The following is a 22,179-nucleotide window of genomic DNA, read 5'->3' as shown; positions in this document are numbered from 1 at the left end:
ATCCTCCTTGGCAAGATGCCGACTAGCAATCTTAGAGGCGGTCAAATACTAAGCATACGTTAGTCGTGAAAAAGATGTTGTCCTGCATTTTAGATGCAAATGGCGAGACATTCGTTTAATTCAATAAACGCTGTCAACAAGGAAGGACATTTTATTTAGCATAGCAATGGAATAACAGTGCAAGTTTAGGTCACATAGCTGTACATATTTAGAAAGCCGGTTGCTCAATGTTTTGAGATACCTTAATTCTTATTTCCTTTTCTTATTATCCGTCGGCCGTCTTTGGTACGCGCATCCTGAACACCACCAATACCGAAATCGCAACAACAAATGCGCCGCCCAAAAAGGTAGCTTGATAACCCAATTTTGACCAAAGCGTACCACCAATTAAAGGCACTGCCACCGCTGCGGCATGATTTACCGAAACGCCCATTGTCAGACTTGGCATCACATCAGCAGGTTCTGCGATTTTATGAAGATAGGTATTCAAGCCAATGCTACCTAAATAAAAGAAATTGTCAAGGCAATAAAGGACATAAAGAACCGTGGGAATCTTTATCGTTGCATAACCAACAAATACAGGAATCAAGCTGGTATAACAGAACATTAACACCCACCGCTCCCCGATTTTGTCAATCAAACGGCCAACACTGGGCGCTAGGAGAAGGTTAACTATATTGTTGATTATCATAAGTGTTGCAACTACGCTGACTGGTGTGCCGTAGTTTCGCACTAAGGCAAATATTGCAAACGTGATGAAGACTTGCTTCCGACAGCCCTCGAGAAAAACAAGAAGGTAATACAAGGAATATCGTCGCTTAAAAACAAATCTTGGCTTTTCCGCATGGCCGATGTCCCTGCGAATAAACGAAACCGCTAAAGCTCCAGCCGCGACAACAATACCAGCTATGATAAAAATGTTTTGATATCCTATTCGCCCGCCAAGCTGCTGAACTAACGTCATTCCTAGAATTGTACCAAATGCCGCAACTGCACCCATCTGACCAAGGCGCTGAGCTTTGCTGTGCTCATCAGCTAAGCTTAAAGCCATAGAAGGTTGAAGCGGCATCCATGCATGCAATCCAATGCTCCATATCAGCGAATAAAAAAGGAGTGAATTAACGTTGTCAACTGTATAGTATGCCCCGAGTCCAACCGCCAATAATAAAAGCGCAATTCCAGCAAGAATAGGTTCAGCCACTCGCATTGTAAGAGCTGCAACAGCAAACATTAGGAAACCAGGCATTTCACGAAGCGCTTCGAGTCTGCCTAGTTGAATTGGGGTCAAACCGAGTGACTCAACGGCAAAGTTGTTGAAGGTGGAAAAATATGCTCCAAAGCCAAAAGATACGCAAAATACCGTAAATGCAAGCAGGCGAAGATCGCATATGCCCCGCTTGGCAAATAATTTAAGTTGAGCGAGATTGCTCTCACCAGTTTCGCATTCCATCTATCTAATGAACTCCAGAACTTCTTCCAAAGGCTTTCTAGGGCGCATTGCTGGCAATTCGTCCGCAATACCAACCGGGACAAGCGCGATTACCTCCCATGGCGGTCTTATGCCCAATATTTCTTTGATTTCCGACCCTGCCACGCATGGCGCCGACATCCAACACGTGCCATAGCCCATTGCATAAGCAGCCAAACATAGGTTTTGAATTGCGGCTCCAATACTTTGGATGTCCGGTCTTTGTCGAAGCTCGTCAATCTCCAACAGGCTAGCCCCTCGCTTTTCCATAATTTCATCTATTGTTGACCGGTATCTTTCGCCAAGAACAACGATTGTGACTGGAGCTTCTTCAAAAAAAGCACTCCATTTCTTTGCTGCCTCAAGCTGGTCCTTATAAGAATTCCCCTCTGGTAAGGATGCAAACTCGTCTAACTTTTTCCGAACCGCGTCAGCCATTCGTTTAAGAACTTGCTTATTCAAAACAGCAACAAACTTCCACATTTGCTTATTGCCAGCACTCGGTGCAAGCGTGGCGGCCTCAATCATCCGTCGCATGTCTTCTTCAAGCACCGAATCAGGCTTGAACTTTCGTATGCTTCTACGGCCTCGAATGGCATCAAACAAGTCCATGACGCACATCTCCTCCTCAGAAATTATAAGATATACTATCTCATCGAGCTCTTGCTTTGCAATGAGTCTCCCAGAAACCTACCATGACGATTCTTTAATTTTGAGCTTAGTTAACGCAGGCCTTTAAGAACTGTGAGGCTTAGCGAGAAGCAGCTAGAGTCTTGGCAATCTGAGCACCTACGCGGGCATTAGCCTCCAACAGCTTAATGTTCACATCAACCGATGCTCCGTTGGTAAGCTCAGCAATTTTAGCAAGAAGCCATGGTGTAACCTCCTTGCCGCGGATACCCGACTCGTAGGCGGCGGCAAGGACCTGATTTACTACTTGCTCTGCATCGAATTCAGCCTCCTCTGGCGGAGGCACCCCAACGATGATTCCATTTTGGAACCCTAAACCTCTCTGAGTCAAAAATACCTCAACTACTTCTTCAGGCGTGTGCACCTCTTCAACAGGCAACCCGGACCTCTTAGAGTAAAATGCAGAAAACTCACTCGTTTGATACCCGACAACAGGGATTTCGTGGGTTTCAAGCCATTCGAGAGTAGCCGGTAAATCAAGGATTACTTTCGCTCCAGCGCAGACAACAATAATACTTGTTTTGGTGAGCTCCCACAAATCGGAAGAAACATCAAAAGTATGGCTGGCATTCCTATGGACACCACCAATGCCGCCGGTAACAAACACATCAATACCAGCCTGGGCAGCAATGTAAGCAGTAGCACTCACCGTCGTCGCGCCAGTCCACCCGAAAGCAACGGCTAGCGGCAAGTCACGTGTGCCAAGCTTCCTAATGGCTTGCTTTCCTGCAATTTGCTCAATCTCATCAGCACTAAGACCTACCCGAAGTTTGCCATTTAGGACAGCAATTGTAGCAGGGATGACTCCAGCAGCACGAATCACTGACTCCATAGCCAACGCTGCCTCCACGTTTGATGGATATGGAAGACCCTGTGCAATCACGGTTGATTCTAGCGCTACCACGGGCTTATTGTTTCTTAAGCCTATGCTTACTTCTTCGGATATATCCAAGTATTTCAGCATCCTGTCACACCACGTACATTATATCGAATGTTTACCCAAACTGCTATTGTTAGAAATTGGAAAGTTCTTGCATAATCCTCCTCACCATTCAACCAAAAGTTAAGAAGAATAGAACGTGTAGAAGTTGACTATCGGCAAAAGGGTAAGCACTCAAGATAACTTGTTGCTATTTTATCAACGCTAGCCAGTGCCAACCGTTTGCGAAATGCCTAGTAGGCTTGAGCCACCATGTGAAAATTCTCCACTGAGGTTTGCACTGCCTTAACACCTGTGTTATCTGGGAATCACAAGGGGATTGCCGCCGCTTGACTCTGAGAATTCTGAAGGATTCCTCTAGCGACTATAACAAAAGAGGAAACCTTTTTATACTCAAAGTTAAGGGCAATGGAATGCGGAATATTAGCGTCTTTTAGTAAGTATACTTGTGTCTACCTAGTAAATTTACCTGTTTTTCCAAAACACTACACCTGGTAACAATACTGGCATGAATTTTGCAAGCTTTATTACTAGGAAATGCCTCATCTCCACTGCAAATGGTGGGGATATAATCTGAAGCTCGTTATAAGAGAACACAAGGAGTTTCAAGGAGCAAGCTTAGGGGTAACACTTAAGCGCTATCCCGCAATTTTGGAAGGAGCGGGTACAATGATAAAGTGCTTCTGGTGTGGTGCGAAAAATAGCAAAGAGCGCGAGACGTGCCATCTGTGCAACAGGAGCCTTCAATGGTCTCCATTCCTCACTGCAATGCTCAGCCCCTCGATAGGTAGCCTTTTAGGAGTTAAGCTAGAAGCTTGTCCTATCGCGGCGGTGAGCTTTGGTCAACATTAATAAATCCCATCCCACGGAGGGGGTCGGGTTAACTAGCGCCAACAGTTGCGCGAATGTGTGATGCAATAATTTTCTGGCTTTTGTGTTGGCGGCCGCATATCGAAAAATTCGATATGCGGCCGTTGTTGCTTTTCCAAATTTTGAAGGATAAAAGGCAACAAACATTTAACCCTCCAAATGGAGGTAGTTATGAATCGGCAAGCAACCAATAGAAGTGTGATTGAATCCCTAAAAGGCGGACTGATAGTTTCGTGCCAAGCAGGTATTGGGACGCCCCTTCATGGGCCAAAATTCATGGCTGGAATGGCAAAAGCTGCCGAAATGGGTGGCGCTGTTGGCATTCGAGCTGATGGTCCGGTAGACATTAGAGCAATAAAAGAAGCAGTTCGGCTCCCAGTAATTGGCATATACAAGATTCACTACCCTGATGCCGAACCTTACATTACTCCTACCTATGAAGCCGCTGAGCAAATTGCGGCTGCTGGCGCCGACATAATAGCCCTAGATGCGACAAATAGACCACATCCAGGAGATACATCGGCAGATGAATTAATCAGCCGGGTTAAGCAACTTAACCTTCCTATAATGGCAGACATTTCTACGGCTGAAGAAGGAATTGCGGCAGCAGAGGCAGGGGCGGATTTAATTTCAACAACTCTCAGCGGCTATACGCCCTACAGCAGACAGACCCCAGAGCCTGACTTTCAACTTATAGAAGAGCTTGTCAAGGTAGTAAATGTTCCTGTTATCGCAGAGGGCAAAATATGGACTCCAGAGCAAGCTCGCAGAGCGCTTGATGCTGGTGCATACGCCGTTGTAGTCGGCACTGCAATTACGCGCCCATGGGTCATAACGGAACGGTTTGTGAAAGCACTTAAGGAGGCAAAACCTTAATCGACCTACACATTTGAGGTTTGCCTTCTTCACGCTGTGCGAAAGCGATAATTCAAAGATAAGGCAAATCAGTGCGAAGAGGGATTTGCGACTAACTATTACAGCTACCTCTTCAATCTCCACCAATACTCAATATTTCCGCCTGCGCCGAGGTATGGCGAGCGAACCTCGGCCAGTAGAACAAGTTCACCAGGGATTTTTGAGCGAGCTAGTTCCAAAATTGCAGATAGGTGCTTTTCTGGTAAAACACCTTTCACAAGCCAAGACTTCGGCGCTTCATATTGCGGCTTGACGAGCGATAGAATTTCACCGCCGGGTTTAATCATTCGGCAAATTGCCCTTAGCGCTTGTTCCTGTTTTGTCCAACCAAGGTCGCTAACAACCAGGCTTAATGCGTCATTTGGCGTCCAAAATAGCGCGTTTGTCCTTTCGCAAACTATTACCCGCTCATCGGTTCGGAGTTTCCATGCTAAAATTCCATACGAAGTATCAACAGCATATACTTTAGCGGCACCAGCCTGAAGCAGACAATCGGTAAAACCGCCAACATTGCACCCAAGGTCAGCACAAATCAATCCGCTTACATCTATCCCAAAATAATCAAGAGCAAACTTAAGTTTGAGACCGCCTTTTCCTACGTACGGACATTCATGCCCATGGTCAAATTTTGCCTGCTCCACCTACTCCTCCACGAGCGCAATGTCATCGAACCATACCTTGCCGTTGTTTTTTTCGCTAATCAGGTTTACCCGCACGAAAGCCGAATCTTTGGGAGCAACAGCAGTTACGCCAATTTTTTTCCAATCGTTTGTACCAGTAATTGATTCTGAACGGTCTTCTCGGATGTAATGCCACATATCACCAGAATACCAAAAGAGAGCAATTTGATTATTCCCGGTTGCATTTTCAGTTCGAATCCAAGCCGTAGCACGATATCGCCTGCCAGGGCGGACTGGAATTGGAGTAGCATCCCATGCGGCACGTTCGCCAGACTGCGAAATTGAGACACATACGGTACCCCAACGGCCTTCGGTGCTGACCTCAATTTTTCCCTGCTTTGCGGTTCCATCAAAACGGCTGGGGTTCCACCATCCTGGCTTGCCATCATGGATGACGTTCAAGGTGCCATTATTAATAAGATTCTGACGTTTCGATTCGATATAAGGGCTTGTTGAGCTTATCGCACCTATTCGCGATAAGCCACTACCGCTCACTATAATTGGGGTTGTGCCAACAGTAAGCTGCCCTCTGTCTATTTCAACCTGTCTACCTAGGATATCCTCAGCTTTTAGCTCGCCATGCTGTGGAAGTTGGACATTTCGCGAAATGTATTCCATGGCCCAGAGGATAAGGATGCGCTCTCCCGATGGCTTCCTAAAAACATAGCACGCTACGCCCGCAGGCATCTTTAGGTACCCCTCAAATTGAGCGGCCCTCCCTGGCGAACCCAAATAGTGCGTCATGCGCTTGTAAGCTTTATATGACGGCTTGGGCTCAAATGGGTCAAAGTTACGAACAATCCCCCATTTTTCACCCCAATCATCCAAGCAAAACCAAAAGTATTTTTCAATTCCATTTGCTAACGAAATAATGTAAGATTGCACGAGATACGACGCCTGCGGTTCGTCCATGCTACTATCTGGCGTTGTCCACCCCATCTCAGTTATCCAGATGGGTTTAGCACTACCAGTAGCGACTAACTGTTCGCGAAGAATCCGCAAAATTCGGTCAAATTGCTGGGCAATCGGCCCACCTGACATTGAGTATGGGTGGATTGAAATAGCATCGCAGTAATCCCATCCACCGTTTTCATAGATGCCTAAAATAAAGTCATTCCCAGGGCCACTTGTACAAGCTGCAAGAACAGTGCATTCTGGGTCTGCGCGCTTAGCCGCTTGATATGCTTCCTTAAGCAATAAAGTGTACGCTCTGACATCGGGCTTTGCCCAGAAGGTTGGAATGTTTGGTTCATTCCATATTTCCCATACCTTAAAAGTATCCTTGTATCGCTTGACAATCTCATAGACGTAATTTGCGAACCTTTTTCGCTCAGCATCATCGATAGGCGGGGTATTCCTCGACCATGCAGACGAATAGCAAAGAATTACAATACCATTTAAGCCACGCTCGCGATAGAATTTGGCGACTTTGTCATAATAGCTCCAATCAAACTTCCCCTGCTCTGGTTCGACTGAAGCCCACCAGATCTCCAAACGGTCCCAGTAAATTCCTGCCTCCTTCATTACTCTTGCTTTGACAGCCGCATTTGACCACAAATTGGGGTCATGGCAGGCATGCGCAAATTTTAAGCCATTGATGCCAAATGGCGAGGCATCATAGGCTAAAGTTATCGTGGAAAGAGACAAAATCAATATAACGCATAGGCCAAATGCATAGACAATCATGGTATCTTTTATTCCCCTCAATGCTTTTACAACCCCTTAATAAACCTCTGGTATTTTTTAAAAATTCTCTTGTTATGCTCATCGCCGCCTTCAACATTAGCGCTAATAAATACTGGCGGCTCTATACCGCGATTAATAAGGTTCTCCACAGTCTGGGCCATTATCATATTTACTATCATTGCACCTGCAATGGTAGAGGTCGCACAAATCCTCCCAGGAAGGCCTTCAACTTCCAAAATGGCATCGCCAGGAATGCCGCAGTTATCTATAACAATGTCAGCAATCTCAAAAAGTCGCTTGCCCGAAGGATGTCTTGCAGTTACAGATTTGGAGTGAGCAAGTGAAGTAATAGCAATGGTCTTAATGCCGCGAGCTTTGCATTCAAGTGCCATTTCGATTCCAAGAGCATTCCGCCCAGAATTCGAAATAATAATAACAACCGAACCTGAAGGTGGGTCATACCAATCCAAAAGTTGCTTTGCATACCCCTCACAGCGCTCTGCTCTACCGAAGCTTTTATCATGAATTATATCAACCGGCGCAAGGCCTCCAGCGCGGTGGTACGCTTCGGCTGCAACCATCAAAGAGTGCCCGCCGCCTAAAAGATAAAGGATGCCATCACGTGCTATCAAGTCGGTCACTATCTCAGCCGCTTCCTGAATCTTTTCTGCCTGAGTCTCGTTAATTTTTGCAAGAATTTCAGATATTTTTTGATAGTATTCCTGGGCTTTATTCATCGCATTCCCTCTCTCATTAAATTTCAAAGAACATATTTGCCGAAGTTGCTTAGGAATCCTGCATTCTTGACTTAAGTGCGCCCATGATGTACGCTTTTCCAAGTATTTGATTTAGGAGGAAATTCATGGGGCTGGAGAAATACGGCCACTTCTCAGAAGACGGCAAGGAATTTGTAATTATTAAGCCAGATACGCCGGCGCCGTGGGTGAATTATATCTCTAACACAAGATACACTGGGCTCATAACAAACACAGGCGGTGGGTATAGCTTTTACATTTGTCCAAAGGATTCTCGCATTACCCGCTGGCGTTACAACTGCCTACCTTGGGATCGCCCAGGGCGCTATATATATATCCGCGACGAAAATGGCGAATATTGGTCTCTAACGTGGCAGCCGGTAGGAAAACAACCTGACTTCTACGAATGCCGCCACGGAATGGGCTACACATCCATAGAACAAGAATACAGGGGCATCCGCAGCAAAGTCCTCTATTTTGTACCACTCGAGGACGATCTCGAAATTTGGCGCGTTACTCTCAAAAACAATACAAACAAGGCTTTTAGGGCGGATGTTTTCTCTTATGTCGAGCTCTGCTTAGGACATGCGCTAGTAGACCTTATTAATCAACCAAACGACCAACATTTCAATGTTGTTAAATTCGATAAAGAAAACGATTTGCTGTATACGACTAAAAACTACTGGGTTACTTATCGAGGCGCGACCGTCAAACAGCCCAATCAAGCCTGGAATAAGTACGTCTTCTTTGCCTCATCCCTGCCAGTGAAAGGTTTCGATGGAAAAAAAGATGCTTTCATTGGCCTTTGGCGTTCTGAGTCAAATCCAATTACAGTAGAGGAAGGCAGAAGCAGGAACACCGAAATCACCGCTGGCGATGCATGCGCAGCTCTTCACAGTGAAATAATGCTTAATCCAGGTGAGACAAAAGAATTTGCTATTCTATTAGGAATTGTAAATCGGGATGGCTACGATAGTCTTGCTCCACCAATTGCTAATAAATATCGGGATTTACAGAATGTCAGCACTGCCTTCAAAGAATTGAAGGCATATTGGGATAACTACCTCTCGGTTGCCAAAGTGACTACGCCGGACCACGAAATGAACCTCATGCTTAATTTCTGGGCAAAGCGCCAAGCATGGGTAACTTTTCACATGCACCGCACGGCCGGCTATTACCACGGCGGCCTGCTATTTGGAACAGGTATCCGTGACCAATGCCAAGACCTCCTCGGCCCTTTAATGGCCGAACCCCAAGTTGTTGCTGAGCGCATTTGCGAAGTCCTTTCCCACCAATTTGCCGATGGAAGCACACTCCATAATTACTTCCGCCTCACTGGTCAAGGTGAAAAAACGGGCCACTCGGACACACCTTTGTGGCTTCCATTCGCCATCGTTGCATACCTAAAAGAAACAGGTGACTTTGGCTTTCTCCAAAAAGTTGTACCGTTCCACGACGAAGGTGAGGCAACAGTTCTCGAGCATCTAATTCGGGCAATCGATTATCCATTAAGCAACCTAACACCCAGACACCTACCAAAATTTGGGCCAGGCGACTGGAACGATACACTCGATTATGTCGGCAGAGAGGGAATTGGCGAAAGCATGTGGGTTGCTGAGTTTTTATGCTATATTTTAAGAGAAGCCGCGGAATTGCTAGAAAGATGCGCCTCATCTAAAGAAATTTCTTCAAACATAGGACTTGGCCACGCCGAAATCCTGAACAAAGCAAAACAGTACCGCACAGAATATGCTCAAATCGCCGATGCGCTAAATAAATACTGCTGGGATGGAAAGTGGTATATACGCGGAACAAGAGATGACGGCGGCGTAATTGGTTCACATACCAACGAGGAAGGCCGTATATTCTTGGAGTCAACAACATGGGCTGTAATTAGCGGCATTGCCTCGGAGGACCGCGCTAGCATGACTATGGATTCCGTCTACAAATACCTAAATACACCAAGAGGGCCTAAGATTTTGCATCCAGCTTATACAAAGGTAGACTCAAGGATTGGACTTGCGACAAGATGTGTACCTGGCAAGAAGGAGAATGGTGCAATTTTCAATCATCCTGCTGCATGGGCAATTCTTGCCGAATGTGTTATCGGAAATGGCGACAGAGCGTATGAGTATTTCAAGAAAACCATTCCAATCAACCAAGCATACGACCCAGATATTTACCGAATGGAACCATATGTGTATTCAGAATATGTTACTAGTCCTGATCATCCAACCTTTGGTGAAGCAAGCCACTCATGGCTGACAGGTTCAGCAGTCTGGATGTATCGCGATGGTCTCGATTGGATTCTCGGTGTTCGCCCTACGTATGATGGTCTCACTATTGACCCTTGTATTCCGCATGATTGGGATTCCTTCAGCGTTATGCGAAAATTTAGGGGAGCGATTTATGAAATTGAGGTACAAAATCCAAATCATGTGCAGCATGGAATCAAAAGCATCCAAGTAGATGGAAAGCCAATTACTGGAAATACCCTTCCGGTTTTCACAAGCGGCGTACATAAGGTCCACGTCATAATGGGGTAGAAAAACACCACTCCCAGAAGAATAACTTTTGAAGAAAGCGGAAGGAATATTGTACACTGGGCAGCCTTCTGGTAGAATTAGCCTAGCAATATCGAACTAGGAGGTTTTTACAATATGTCTTGCCCAAAAATGAGTACCAACCTTGAATTCTGCAATTGTAGCTATCCAAGTTGTTCACGAAAAGGAAATTGCTGTGAGTGCCTGCGCTACCACCTCAGCAATAACCAGCTACCGGCTTGCGCATTCCCGGATGACGTAGAAAAGACTTGGGACCGTTCGTTTAAAAGATTTGCGCAGATATACAAGTAATTAGCAATTGCACAGTCTCTTTCAGTCGGAAATAAGGTGGAAATATTTGCGACTTCCGGAGGTTGCGTGCAAAATTGAAGAATACCGTGGTTTGAAATAGATTTTCACATCTCCTCGAAAAATCGGGCTATTTCATCCCTTGCAAATGAAGGTAAATCAGCAATGCCCCTGGGAGTACGCATTTTTAAGCCGTGTTCTTTTGGCATCATTTTCCCAATCACATTGGCTCGTATTCCTGCCTGTCCAAAGGCATCGAGAAGACGCGGGGTATCGGAAGGAGAAACTGCAAGGATTAGGCAGCCGGACGCAATCAAACCAAGCGGGTCGAGACCCAACTCGCGACAAAGGCTTTGCGTTTCGGGTATCACTGGAATGGCGTCTTTTTCGACTTCGATTCCAAGTCCCGATGCTTGCGCTATCTCCATCAAACCAGTAGCAAGTCCTCCTTCCGTCGGGTCATGCATTGCATTCACCTTGACCGATTCTACTGCAATCCTTGCGTCTTTCACCACGCTAATACCCGGGTCAAAGAGAAAGTTGGCAGCTCGTTTCAGAAATTGTTTAGTAAACCACATCTCCCTAAGTCGGTCATACGCTTCGCGCGCTAAAATTGCCGTTCCTTCGATTGCAATACCTTTTGTGATTATTATGTCATCGCCTACTTTGGCACCCGAGCTAGTAACTAAACTTGATCGGTCAGTTTCACCAAGCATGCAACCTACGACGATTGGGCGACTGAGGTCATGCGTTATCTCAGTGTGCCCCCCAATAACGCTTATCTGCAATTCTTCACACGCTGAAAGTATTTGATTAAAAATCTGCTCTACAGTCTCCGAAGAAACACCTACAGGAAGAAGGACAGTCGCTAACATCCACTTTGGCGTGGCGCCCATCACTGCGATGTCGTTTGCGTTAATATTCACCGCATACCAACCGATTAAATCAGTGGCGAAGGTAATCGGGTCGGTCTTTGTTACAAGCAATCGGTTGCCATAATCTATTACTGCCGCATCTACTCCAACTGCCGGACCAACGACAACCCGTTCATCTAGGTCAATCTTAGACAGCATCTTTGCAAGCAAGTCATGTGGCAGCTTGCCAGTGCGTAGTTTAGAAGGCATAGTAGTTCTCTAAATACAAGTAACTTAAACAACCAGGATTTACTATATTATTTCTCCGAAGGAACAATTATTCCCCTCATTATTATATTTTGGCAGAAAATGAAAACGAGTAATGTTGGGATTGCGGCCAGCACCAGCCCCGCATAGACCAAAAACTGAGGCGCCCAAATCTGCATTTGATATAGCCAAACCATCAGCGTCCACATTTTGGGATTTTGCAATACGAGGAAAGCCCACATAAACGAACCATATGCAGCTGTGAATGCTCCTAGAGCTATCACCGCCAGCACTGGCTTTGATAGCTGTAAGGTAATTTTTCGGTACATTTGCATCTCAGTAGCCCCATCCATCACAGCCGCTTCATAAAGCTCCTTTGGCAAACTATCAAAAAATCCCTTGAGCAAGAAAATCGAGTATCCATTTGCCAAGCCGGGCAATATTATCGCCCAATAGGTGCCCAGCAGATGGAGCTCCTTGATAAGCAGGAAGCTCGGGATTGCACTCACCTCTGCTGGAAATGCCATTGTAGCCAGCAAGAAAAGCAAAATCTTGTATGTAGATTTGAGGTTAAAACGCGAAAGTGCATAGGCACAAAGCGGATTGACGGTCAAAGTTGTTAGCACTAGTGCAATACACAGAATTGCCGTATTGATTAGAGCCCTACCATGAAGCGCTATATAATCAATAACCTCGCGATAGTTGCGCACAATGAATTCGCGGCGAATTGCGCTTGTATTTTCTAAAAGCTCAACCAAGTCGTTTTCAGCATAGGGCGGCGCAACCGCTTGGAAAGAAGCAAACCTAGTGCCTAGTGTCTTGTTCATCTTTTCGATTGTCCCAAACTTATTAGCCAGATGAGCCCTAAAAAGCACTTCTGGCGACTGAAGTTCCACCATCTTGATTGGAACAGCACTCTGGAGGAACTCAATCCAGTCTACTAGCAACATGCCGCTCTTGGGCGGCTTCTGAGGGAGACTTACCTGTTCAAACGAACTTAAATTAGTTCTGTATGCTTTATTAAGATAAGCAACTGTTCCATATTTCTTCCTCAAAAAACTTTGGAATAGCGGCGTTGCGGCGGCATCTATTCGAATAAAATGGACAGGACATTCTTTTCTGACAAAGCTTTCCCATTCGTCCGCCATGGGTGAGTTTGGAACCCGAGCAGTTAGATGGATATCCGCGCGCTTTTTATAGTGGCTGCCAAGCGCTTTGTTGATGGTATTTATATCCCCACAGCTCAACCTAAGGTATTCTTGAAAAAGACCATCGACCGAGACCGTAATCAAATAACGTGGCGCTTGTGACTTTTTAAATTTAAAAAACTCCCGATATTTTTTGGTTTGCTCAGGTATAAAATTGCGCTGAGTCCAGTCCTCGACGGGCATCTGAACTTCCATCCAAGTCTCGTTTGCCTCGATATAGGTTTTATTGAACCTTTCCAAATCACCACTAAACTTTTCTTTCAAGAAGTTTCTGTATTTATAGACTATTTCGGGCGTTATTCTGGAAAGCGAAAACGAGTGGGCAAGCATCATATGGTCAATTGGGAGTGAGTTCTTAAATTGCCGCCACTCTTCCACAAACCGGCGGTTCACATTCTTAGGCGGCTGAAGTTCCTCAAATGTTGAAAGGTCTTCGCCGAGCCATGCGTTATATTTGACGATTTCCTCGCCATACTTCGCTTCGACATATTTGCGATAGAGTTCATCTTCTGAATAAAAATAACGCGGAATAATCCGAAACTGGTTTTGGTCGACTGGACTAGTAAACGAAGTCGAAACCATCAGCAAGAATGGATAAACCATTGTCACTGCTCCAGCCGAAAGTATTATATAAAGTGCGGCTATAAGTATGCGAATCTTTCTCTGTTTTCTACCAACTACAGTGATAATAGGCATATGGCAAAGCCTCTAATGACATCAGTTGCTAAACTGAATAATTGGCAACTACCAAATAACAAATATTTCTCATGCGCCTGCGGTCTTGAACTGGAGACGCGAGAGAATTCTCAACTGAAAAACTGTAAACCCTACAAGAAACGATCCCATTAACCAAGCCATTGCAACTGCGTATCCGAATTTTAGGTAAAGAAACGCGTTATACCAAATTTCTAGCCCAGCGACATGTGTAGCATGCATTGGGCCTCCGCCCGTCATTACAAATATGAAATCGAATGATCGAAATGCATGTATAAACGCACCAACAAAGTTGATTATTATCAACGGCCTTAAATATGGAATTGTGATATGCCTAATTTTTTGGAGCACCCCTGCTCCATCGAGGTCAGCAGCTTCATATACGTCTTCAGGCACGCTTTTCAACGCAGCGAGGTAAATAATGCACCCTGGCCCAACATGCGCCCATATAATCGGGAGTACCACACACAACATTGCAAGCCTTGGATCTTGCAACCAAGTCAATGGTTCGAACAACGGAATTTTCGCAGGGATATGCATAATCGCCATAGCAGAGTTCAGATGTTTTATGACGTAGTCGTTTATATTAAGCAAAAGCTGGTTTAGCAACCCAGCCGGACTTGGATTGTAAAAGAATTTCCATAAAAACATGATCACAAGGCCTGTTGTTACCGCGGGCAGGTAATACAGCGTTCGGAAGAGCATCTTGCCTTTTGGTACTTCATGAAGCATTAGCGCTAAGATAATTGGGCTAAAGAATCCAAGGCCCAAAGAAAGAAGCATAAACACAAAGCTGTTCCAAAATGATTTCCATACCTGCGGCGTGAATAAGACCTCGCTAAAATTATCGAGTCCGACCCACCTAGTGCCAGCTACTATTCGATAATCTTGAAATGCCATTACTGAGCCACGAAGTAGAGGATAGTATGCCCACAGTGCAACTGAGACTAAGGCAGGAGACATCAACAAAAACGCAAAAGCAGTTCGCTTGTATTTCACCCAACGAGACTTTTTCCTTTTTACAGTTATTTGGTGTGGGGATTCATAATCCTTGCTGAAGCTTTTAATCACAAAGCAAAACACTAACGAAAAGATAATAAAAAGAGCAATAACAACCACCCACGCAACACGACGCCTCACGGTTAGTATTTTGGGGTCAACTACACCCATTAACTTTTCATTGCAGTGGGCAACAGCATTATCGAGTAGCCTCTTATAGTCGGTCCGGTCGCTTAACCATACAGCATCAAGAGGCGGCGTCATCTCCTGATAGATGTTCTCGCAGTTACGCCCATATGGTTCAGGACGCCCTGAGCGAAGTGCCTCTTCGAGGGTTTCTGACCAGCCTTTCGGCACCTCCTTAAGATATTGAGTATAGCCGTATTTCTTCAGATACTTAGGTGCAATAAATCGAGCAAAGCCTGACTCAACATAGACTTTGCATCTGATTCGAGCTGCCTCATCGCTAGCCCAAAACTTAATATACTCCCAAGCGGCATCACGCACCCGCTTATCCTTAACCATTGCGTTGATACCCATCATAGCACAATTAAGCTCGTTACCGCGCTCACCAGAGGGACCAACAGGAACAGGGGCAATGCCAATCAGATTTGGATTGACATTGGCAATCATTTGGTCATTTATATAACCGAAAACCATACCTATTTTGCCCAACTGCCAAAGTTTGCCGTAATCTGTATCGCGATAAGCCACACCGCGGTAAGTTTTGCCATTTCTCGTCCAGCGCGCACGTCCTAGCTTCTGGTAAAACTTCAGAGCAGTAACCGCCGCCTCGTCGTTGAAAACAGCACGCCAATTTCCGTTTTCGTCCTGGGCCACCGCTTCACCGCCTGCCGACCATAGGAGATCTATAAACCACCAAGCCGAATGGGGACCTGCAAAAAGCGCCATACCATATTGACCTTTCTCAGGAATTGTTAGCTTCTTGGCATACTCAAAAAGTTCATCCCAATTCCTGGGAGGTCTTTCTGGATCGAGGCCAGCTTCGCGAAACAAATCTTTGCGATATTGTAAAGTCATCACATAAGTCTGATAAGGAATCGCCCAGATGTGTCCATTGCGTTTGATTACTTGCCAAACAGGAGGGTAAATTAACTCATCCAAATTCTCCTCTTTCGCCCATTTTTCAACATACTCGTCGAGAGGATAGAGAAACTTTTGCTGGATGTAGCTGTCGGAGATACGAAAATTGACGTAGAGTACATCTGGAGCGACCCCACCCGCCATCGCGAGAAGAGGGCCGACCTCCATATCGAGTCCAGGCGCAGTAAGCCCACGGAAACCCTCGAGCTTGATATTTGGGTGAAGCTCCATGAAGCGTTGGACAATAGCCCAGTTTGCTTTATCTGGAACACTTCTAGCTTCTTTAAGTGGAAGACGATGAACAGTTAGGACAATCTGGTCTTTCTTATCAACCTTTGCGTATGCAATCTCAACCGCAAGGCATAACAGCAGTATGAACGAGAGTTTCTTGATAAACGACAAATCTTTCACGAGACAAGAATTAAACGCTAGCAGTATTCGATTTTCTACATTTTGTTTTAAGAGGAGAAGAAATTGGACTACTTTACTTGACATTGCTAATACTTCAACAAAACCCCGAGCGTTTCCTGCGGGTGGTTCAATATCTGATCATAAGCTTTTGCCGCATCTTCAACAGGAAATTCATGGCTAATAAGGTCATCTACTCGAACACGCTTCTCAGCCACCAGGCGAATAAACTCACCAAGGTTCCTGCCCTCGGTCCATCTAACAAATGGATGCGGCATGTCTACACCATCACGTTCATAAACCGGGTCGTATCTACCTGGACCTGCGGCGCGCGAAATTACAAAATCCGCCTCTTTCGCAAAAAAGAGATTGCGGTCAATTTCCATCTTCGCGACGCCTACCATGACTACACGGCCGCCGAAGCGTATCATTTTCAGCGCTTGAGTTATTGGCTCCGAAGACTCAGAGGCTACAACAATTAAAACGGCATCTGCCCCTTGCCCATTTGTTGAATCCATAACCGCAGTTACGAAATCTTCATTTGCGCTTATCACGTGAACTCCATTTGACTCCGCAATGCTTAACCGAGTTTTAATGAAATCCGTAGCTAAGGTTCGATAACCTACAGCATGGCTAATTCGGGCAATTAACTGACCAAGAACTCCTAATCCCATCACAACGGCGGTTTCGCCAAAAGTTAAGTTCGCCCGCCGCAAGGCTTGCACAGCTATCCCTCCTAAACCCGTGAATGCTGCCTCACGAAGGCCAACGTTTTCAGGAAGCTTTACGGCAAGGTTGCGGCCAATACAACAAACCTCAGCATGCCCGCCGTAGCATGAGGGACTTCCATAGTTGCCGACACGGTCCCCCACAGAGAACTCCGTAACCTTCGAGCCGACTCCAACTACAATGCCAGAATTCGAATATCCTAAACTCGAGTCGGGGCGATTTGGATCTGGGTTCCTGCGCCGTGCCAATAAACCCATTGTCTCCGTTCCTGAGCTGATAAGAGAGTAGGCTGTTCGGCACAAAATGCCATTTTCTACGAGGGGCGGTTCCTCAACCTCTTTGACAACTACTTCACCAACTCCACTAATGAATACTTGTTTCATGGCTACTACAACAGGGGCAATTTAACAGGGCGACCTTCTGCCGCAGAGATATCAGCCGCTATGCAAACTTCGTGCGTCTTTACTGCATCGTCTAGATTAACATGAGATTCCCTATCCGTGAGAATGCATTCAACCAGATGGTCAATTTCTGGCTGGAACGGATGGTGGGTCACGTCTCCGCTGTCGGGAAGAATAGTTGGAATCTCCAAAAACTTTGTTTGGCCAGGGAGGAGTGTCTTTGAAAAAAGCTTGTTGTCTCGAATGGTACCATTCTCTCCCAATAGCTCAATGTTGAATATGTAAGGTGAAGCGACATCCCAACTCGCTGAGACCTTGCCAATTGTACCATTCTGGAACTTCATGGCAACAACGATATTTGCATCATATTCACAAGGCCCCATATTGTTTGAATATGCTGCTACTTCCGCCACCTCAGATTCAACAAAATACCTAATCGCATCAACCGCATGACAACCTGCAGCTAAAAGCATGCTACCGCCAGACGCCTTGGTAATTACCCAATCAAATCCCTTATACCAACGGCCGAGAGGATGCCAATAATCCACCTCAGCATAGAAGATGCGCCCAATTGCAGGAGTCTTCTGCAAGCCCTTTATACATTGAAAAAGTGGATTCCATCGGAGAACAAAACTCACGACAGTTTTCACCCCGGCCTTTCGAACAGCACCTCGCATCTTGACTAAGTCATCAAGATTCAGAGCAACCGGCTTTTCGATAAGGATATGCTTGCCAGCTTCAGCCGCCTTAATTGTCTCGATGGCATGGCAGTCGTTCGGAGTGCAGATTGAAACAATATCCACCCGATCGTCTTTCAGTAGCTCATCATAGTCGGTATATATTGTACATTCAATATTTGCCTCAGCCGCCTTTGCCCTCGCACTCTCTGCCCTGCGGCTTCCAATGGCGACTACCTCGCAGTAGGGATTGTTCTTATACGCTTTGATATGCTCACCAGATACCCATCCGGCGCCCCATACCGCAGCACCAAGTTTTCTTTCCATATCAGGGAACCTCCCAAGCCGAAAAGCAACTAAAACTTTTTGCTTGCTTCGGCCTAAAAATTAGAGGGGGTTAAACCCCCGCTTCTTTTAACTCCATTTACTTTGCATAAGCCGTCGCAACCTTAGCGACAGCAGTTGCCATGTCTTCAAGACATTGCTCATCTATTGTTGGATGCACCAACAGCCAAATGGTCTGCATGCCAATCCTTCGTGCAGTTGGGCAGTCAACCTTGCTATAATCTACGTTACCTTTGTACCACGGACACTTAAACGGGCACTTGGTATTTCCATAACCAACCATTTTTAGGAAAACTTCTTCTTTGTAGTTTTCCGGCGGAACACCAGCAACACAAGGAATACCTTCGGCACGTAGAGCATGGATAAATTCGTCTCTCGTGCAATTCAGCATCTCAGGTTTAATCTTGAAAGCATACTTATAGAACGCATGCTTTACATCTGGAGACTCATACGGCGGCTCGACCTGTGGAATCTCTAACAACCGCTTAGTTAGGAAATGAGCATTAGCCCGTCGCTTTTCAACCCATTCATCAAGACGCTCAAGGGCTGCCATTCCAATAACTGTTTGCATTTCAGTCATGCGGTAGTTAAATCCCATCCGGTGGTGGATATATGGATAGAGTGCCTCCATCTGGAGAAGGTCCTTACGCTCTTCTTCCCAATAACCATGGTCTTTGAAGCTGCGCGCAATTTCAGCATAATCATCATCGTCAGTAGTCACTGCCCCGCCTTCGCCGCCAGTTGTGATAATTTTGTCCTGGCAAAAGCTGAATGCTGCCAAATCTCCAAGGGAACCTATTTTCTTACCCTTATACTCAGCGCCGTGTGCCTGAGCAGCATCCTCTATCACAACTAATCCGTGCTTTGCGGCAATTGCGTTAATTGCATCCATGTCTGCTGGATGACCATGAAGATGAACAGGCACAATGGCCTTCGTGCGCTCAGTAATGAGGGCTTCAACCGATTTTGGATCAATGTTCCACGTCTTTTCCTCAACATCAGCGAAAATTGGGATAGCATTCTGGTGCAAAACAGCAGCAGCAGTGGCAATAAAAGTATAAGATGGAACTATGACTTCGTCTCCGGGACCAATTCCTGCGGCGGCATATGCCACATGCAGTGCGCTCGTGCCAGAATTTAACATTATTGCATGCTTAACTCCGCAGTAATCAGCATATCGCTTCTGGAACTCCATTCCGCGAAAGCCTGTCCAGTAGTTGACTTTTCCGCTATCCAGCACTTCCTTTACAGCAGCTTTCATATCATCCCAAAAATAGGGCCATGGTGGAAATGGAGCTGTTCTAACAGGCGTTCCGCCATTGATTGCTAGTTTATCCGCTGACATAGCTGTACCTCCAATATTGAAATTAAATCAAATAAAATGTTGGATTGGGAAAAACCTCTCTCCAAACGTATAAAATCAAGGCAGCAACCGCTGAGTCCTCAGTCTAGGCCAGCGGTTGACAGTACGGAAAGCTTCCGCGTATTGAACACCACACTGCCATCCTCGAAACTTAGCGCAATCTTCTATGAACTGAATAACATCTAAGTTATCGTGCTCTTTTAGCCAGACGACTTGACTTTGATGACACATCATCATTTCCTTCTTTTTTTCAATAAAATCCGTAATATCCACATATTCACCTGGTTCAAAGTCCACCCCAGCAACGTTATCCATATAGATAACCGGTGGAACTTTGTCGTGATATTCGTGCTCTGTCTTCCAATTAGGTAACGAGGCATGGAAAGATGCATCATAAACCAAGCCACTAACTACGCAATGGTCAGGCATATAGTCAGTTGGCGAGTGCGTAATTATTAAGTCGGGCTTGGTTACGCGAATCATATCAATGAATACCGCCAACGTCTCTCGATTATTGAAAATTTCACAGTCTGGTATGCCCAGCGATATGCTCTCAGCTCCAATCCTGCTTGCCGATAGCTGAGCCTCTTTGCACCTAATTTTCGCAAGCTCATCATTTGGGATGTGGAAATGCCCTTTATCCCCAATACATGCATGGCACATAATAATGTCATGGCCTTGGCTTGCATATTTAGCAAGTGTGCCAGCGCATAGGATTTCTATATCGTCGGGATGCGCCCCAACTGCTAAAATCCGCATAATTAGCCTCCTCAAACATACTGCTCTATTATCCCTTGGAGCCCATGGTTAAAAAAATTGTAAACCCCCTATTTCTTCTTTACTCTAGGGCCCTCGGGGGTATCCTCTACAATGTATCCGGCAGCTAGAATCTCATCGCGGATGCGGTCGGCGGCAGCAAAATCGCGTGCCTTTCTTGCCTTCTGACGTTCTTCGACGAGTCTTATTATATCCGAGGGTATTTCCACTTCAACAGGCATCCCTCGCTCGGCAAGTTTGAGACCTAGGATTCGGTCAAAGTTCACCATTGCAGCGAAGACTTCCCGACCACCACGGCCGTGAATATTGACCTCTTTAATCAAGCTAAAAACCGCAGCTAGCGCAACCGGCGTATTCAAATCGTCATCCATTGCTTCATCAAACGCTCTCGTCCAGCGCACAACCGCGTCATCAAGGCCAGTTGGGTTTTCCCTATCGAGTCGCGCTACGAATTCATATAAGTTCTCAAGCGCTGTTTTAGCAGCATCCAGTGCCTGCCAAGTGAAGTTCAATTTTGACCGATAATGTGCGCCAAGGACCAAATACCTAAACGCCAGTGGATCATATCCTCGAGCCATTACATCTCTAAGCGTGTAGAAATTGCCAAGTGATTTGCTCATTTTGCGATTTTCTACGAGGAGATGTTCTGAATGAAGCCAATAGTTGACGAATGGTTTTCCGGTTGCAGCCTCAGACTGGGCTATTTCGTTTTCATGATGTGGAAAGATGTTATCAACGCCGCCGGTATGAATGTCAAACGTTTCGCCCAAATACTTCATGCTCATTGCTGAACATTCGATATGCCAACCGGGTCGGCCTCTTCCAAGCTCAGTGTCCCAATATACATTGCCGTCTGCCTCATCCCAAGCCTTCCAAAGAGCAAAATCGGAGACTTGTTCTTTTTCATATTCATCGGAGCTAACCCGAGCGCCAGCTTTCAACTCTCCTATCTTAAAATGAGAAAGTTTGCCGTATCCAGGAAATTTTGAGATGTCGTAGTAAATCGAGCCGTCTTCAGCTTTATATGCTATACCTTTGTCAAGAAGCTTCTTTATCAGAGCAACCATCTCCTGAATGTGCTCGGTCGCCCTGGGATATACATGCGCCGGCTCGATGTTTAGATGGTCCCTGTCCTCATAAAAAGCCTTAATGAATGGAAGAGTATACTCGTTGAGACTTATGCCTTTTTCCCTAGCGCCACGTATTGTCTTGTCGTCGACATCCGTGATATTCATCACGTGTGTTACCTCGAAACCGCGGTATTCGAGGTGTCGCCGAAGAATATCTTCGAATAAGTAGGTGCGCCAGTTTCCAATATGGGCGAAGTCATATACGGTTGGCCCACAGGTATAGAGTCCAACCTTCATGTCATTTATTGCTCGAAATTCGTCTTTTTCGCGGGTTAGCGTATTGAAGAATCTGATAGTCATGGCTGAATCATCTCAAAATTAAGTTTTCAATTCTCTTCTATTACTGG

17 protein-coding genes are annotated in these 22,179 nt (G+C 45.7%); 3 read left to right on the top strand and 14 right to left on the bottom strand.

The genetic code is table 11. From position 1 onward, the window contains the following. Nucleotides 1–265: 265 nt before the first annotated feature. The 3 genes from K6T99_02770 to K6T99_02760 all read right to left on the bottom strand — a co-directional run bounded on the left by K6T99_02770 (nt 266) and on the right by K6T99_02760 (nt 3,122). Complete coding sequence (locus K6T99_02770) at nt 266–1,450, bottom strand: MFS transporter (GenBank protein ID MCL6518734.1); 1,185 nt, start codon at nt 1,448–1,450, stop codon at nt 266–268. Continuing rightward, nucleotides 1,451–2,080 (bottom strand): nitroreductase family protein, encoded by a 630-nt coding sequence (locus tag K6T99_02765; GenBank protein ID MCL6518733.1) that lies wholly within the window; start codon nt 2,078–2,080, stop codon nt 1,451–1,453. It abuts the gene before it with no gap. 139 nt (nt 2,081–2,219) lie between these two features. Then, on the bottom strand, nt 2,220–3,122 hold the full coding sequence (locus K6T99_02760; GenBank protein MCL6518732.1) for a pseudouridine-5'-phosphate glycosidase: 903 nt from the start codon (nt 3,120–3,122) through the stop codon (nt 2,220–2,222). A 1,017-nt stretch (nt 3,123–4,139) separates the two neighbouring features. Here K6T99_02760 and K6T99_02755 point away from each other — a divergent pair. Then, nucleotides 4,140–4,844, top strand: coding sequence for an N-acetylmannosamine-6-phosphate 2-epimerase (locus K6T99_02755; GenBank protein ID MCL6518731.1), 705 nt, complete (start codon nt 4,140–4,142; stop codon nt 4,842–4,844). A gap of 104 nt (nt 4,845–4,948) precedes the next feature. Here K6T99_02755 and K6T99_02750 read toward each other — a convergent pair whose 3' ends face one another. The 3 genes from K6T99_02750 to K6T99_02740 are packed head-to-tail and all read right to left on the bottom strand — an operon-like array spanning nt 4,949 to nt 7,986. Beyond that, a complete protein-coding gene (locus K6T99_02750) occupies nt 4,949–5,524 on the bottom strand; it encodes a methyltransferase domain-containing protein (GenBank protein ID MCL6518730.1) in 576 nt (191 codons plus the stop codon). Further along, complete coding sequence (locus K6T99_02745; GenBank protein MCL6518729.1) at nt 5,525–7,270, bottom strand: beta-galactosidase; 1,746 nt, start codon at nt 7,268–7,270, stop codon at nt 5,525–5,527. Nucleotides 7,271–7,275: 5 nt separating this feature from the next. Next, nucleotides 7,276–7,986, bottom strand: a complete 711-nt coding sequence (locus tag K6T99_02740; GenBank protein MCL6518728.1) for an SIS domain-containing protein — start codon at nt 7,984–7,986, stop codon at nt 7,276–7,278. A gap of 131 nt (nt 7,987–8,117) precedes the next feature. On the opposite strand from K6T99_02740, the gene K6T99_02735 reads away from it, so the two are divergent. Together K6T99_02735 and K6T99_02730 are read left to right on the top strand one after the other, a co-directional pair. Then, complete coding sequence (locus tag K6T99_02735) at nt 8,118–10,550, top strand: glycosyl transferase family 36 (protein ID MCL6518727.1); 2,433 nt, start codon at nt 8,118–8,120, stop codon at nt 10,548–10,550. A 114-nt stretch (nt 10,551–10,664) separates the two neighbouring features. Next, entirely contained in the window at nt 10,665–10,859 is a 195-nt protein-coding gene (locus tag K6T99_02730) for a DUF6485 family protein (GenBank protein MCL6518726.1), read from the top strand. A 104-nt stretch (nt 10,860–10,963) separates the two neighbouring features. Here the strand turns inward: K6T99_02730 and K6T99_02725 are convergent, their stop codons facing one another. From K6T99_02725 to cysS, 8 genes are all read right to left on the bottom strand, one after another. Then, complete coding sequence (locus K6T99_02725; GenBank protein ID MCL6518725.1) at nt 10,964–11,980, bottom strand: AIR synthase family protein; 1,017 nt, start codon at nt 11,978–11,980, stop codon at nt 10,964–10,966. Between the two features lie 47 nt (nt 11,981–12,027). Further along, the gene (locus K6T99_02720; protein MCL6518724.1) at nt 12,028–13,881 is read right to left on the bottom strand and encodes an ABC transporter permease subunit; all 1,854 of its coding nucleotides are present in this window, start codon (nt 13,879–13,881) and stop codon (nt 12,028–12,030) included. 69 nt (nt 13,882–13,950) lie between these two features. After that, nucleotides 13,951–16,497, bottom strand: coding sequence for an extracellular solute-binding protein (locus K6T99_02715; GenBank protein MCL6518723.1), 2,547 nt, complete (start codon nt 16,495–16,497; stop codon nt 13,951–13,953). 2 nt (nt 16,498–16,499) lie between these two features. Then, the gene (locus K6T99_02710; GenBank protein ID MCL6518722.1) at nt 16,500–17,522 is read right to left on the bottom strand and encodes a zinc-binding alcohol dehydrogenase; all 1,023 of its coding nucleotides are present in this window, start codon (nt 17,520–17,522) and stop codon (nt 16,500–16,502) included. Between the two features lie 5 nt (nt 17,523–17,527). Then, a complete protein-coding gene (locus tag K6T99_02705) occupies nt 17,528–18,544 on the bottom strand; it encodes a Gfo/Idh/MocA family oxidoreductase (protein MCL6518721.1) in 1,017 nt (338 codons plus the stop codon). A 97-nt stretch (nt 18,545–18,641) separates the two neighbouring features. Next, complete coding sequence (locus K6T99_02700; protein MCL6518720.1) at nt 18,642–19,907, bottom strand: DegT/DnrJ/EryC1/StrS family aminotransferase; 1,266 nt, start codon at nt 19,905–19,907, stop codon at nt 18,642–18,644. A gap of 75 nt (nt 19,908–19,982) precedes the next feature. Further along, nucleotides 19,983–20,684 (bottom strand): PIG-L family deacetylase, encoded by a 702-nt coding sequence (locus K6T99_02695; GenBank protein ID MCL6518719.1) that lies wholly within the window; start codon nt 20,682–20,684, stop codon nt 19,983–19,985. A gap of 68 nt (nt 20,685–20,752) precedes the next feature. Continuing rightward, entirely contained in the window at nt 20,753–22,132 is a 1,380-nt protein-coding gene (cysS, locus tag K6T99_02690) for a cysteine--tRNA ligase (GenBank protein MCL6518718.1), read from the bottom strand. Nucleotides 22,133–22,179: the final 47 nt, after the last annotated feature.

Source organism: Armatimonadota bacterium (genome assembly GCA_023511795.1).
Classification (GTDB): Bacteria; Armatimonadota; UBA5829; order DTJY01; family DTJY01; genus JAIMAU01.
The sequence above is the reverse complement of the archived record's forward strand: the minus strand, read 5'-3'. Positions and strand labels throughout refer to the sequence as shown.

Bases quoted from the DNA above. Each gene is read 5' to 3' on its own strand.
- K6T99_02770 (MCL6518734.1), bottom strand. From the start codon at position 1,450: ATGGAATGCGAAACTGGTGAGAGCAATCTCGCTCAACTTAAATTATTT.
- K6T99_02765 (MCL6518733.1), bottom strand. From the start codon at position 2,080: ATGGACTTGTTTGATGCCATTCGAGGCCGTAGAAGCATACGAAAGTTC.
- K6T99_02760 (MCL6518732.1), bottom strand. From the start codon at position 3,122: ATGCTGAAATACTTGGATATATCCGAAGAAGTAAGCATAGGCTTAAGA.
- K6T99_02755 (MCL6518731.1), top strand. From the start codon at position 4,140: ATGAATCGGCAAGCAACCAATAGAAGTGTGATTGAATCCCTAAAAGGC.
- K6T99_02740 (MCL6518728.1), bottom strand. From the start codon at position 7,986: ATGAATAAAGCCCAGGAATACTATCAAAAAATATCTGAAATTCTTGCA.
- K6T99_02730 (MCL6518726.1), top strand. From the start codon at position 10,665: ATGTCTTGCCCAAAAATGAGTACCAACCTTGAATTCTGCAATTGTAGC.
- K6T99_02725 (MCL6518725.1), bottom strand. From the start codon at position 11,980: ATGCCTTCTAAACTACGCACTGGCAAGCTGCCACATGACTTGCTTGCA.
- K6T99_02720 (MCL6518724.1), bottom strand. From the start codon at position 13,881: ATGCCTATTATCACTGTAGTTGGTAGAAAACAGAGAAAGATTCGCATA.
- K6T99_02715 (MCL6518723.1), bottom strand. From the start codon at position 16,497: ATGTCAAGTAAAGTAGTCCAATTTCTTCTCCTCTTAAAACAAAATGTA.
- K6T99_02710 (MCL6518722.1), bottom strand. From the start codon at position 17,522: ATGAAACAAGTATTCATTAGTGGAGTTGGTGAAGTAGTTGTCAAAGAG.
- K6T99_02705 (MCL6518721.1), bottom strand. From the start codon at position 18,544: ATGGAAAGAAAACTTGGTGCTGCGGTATGGGGCGCCGGATGGGTATCT.
- K6T99_02700 (MCL6518720.1), bottom strand. From the start codon at position 19,907: ATGTCAGCGGATAAACTAGCAATCAATGGCGGAACGCCTGTTAGAACA.
- K6T99_02695 (MCL6518719.1), bottom strand. From the start codon at position 20,684: ATGCGGATTTTAGCAGTTGGGGCGCATCCCGACGATATAGAAATCCTA.
- cysS (MCL6518718.1), bottom strand. From the start codon at position 22,132: ATGACTATCAGATTCTTCAATACGCTAACCCGCGAAAAAGACGAATTT.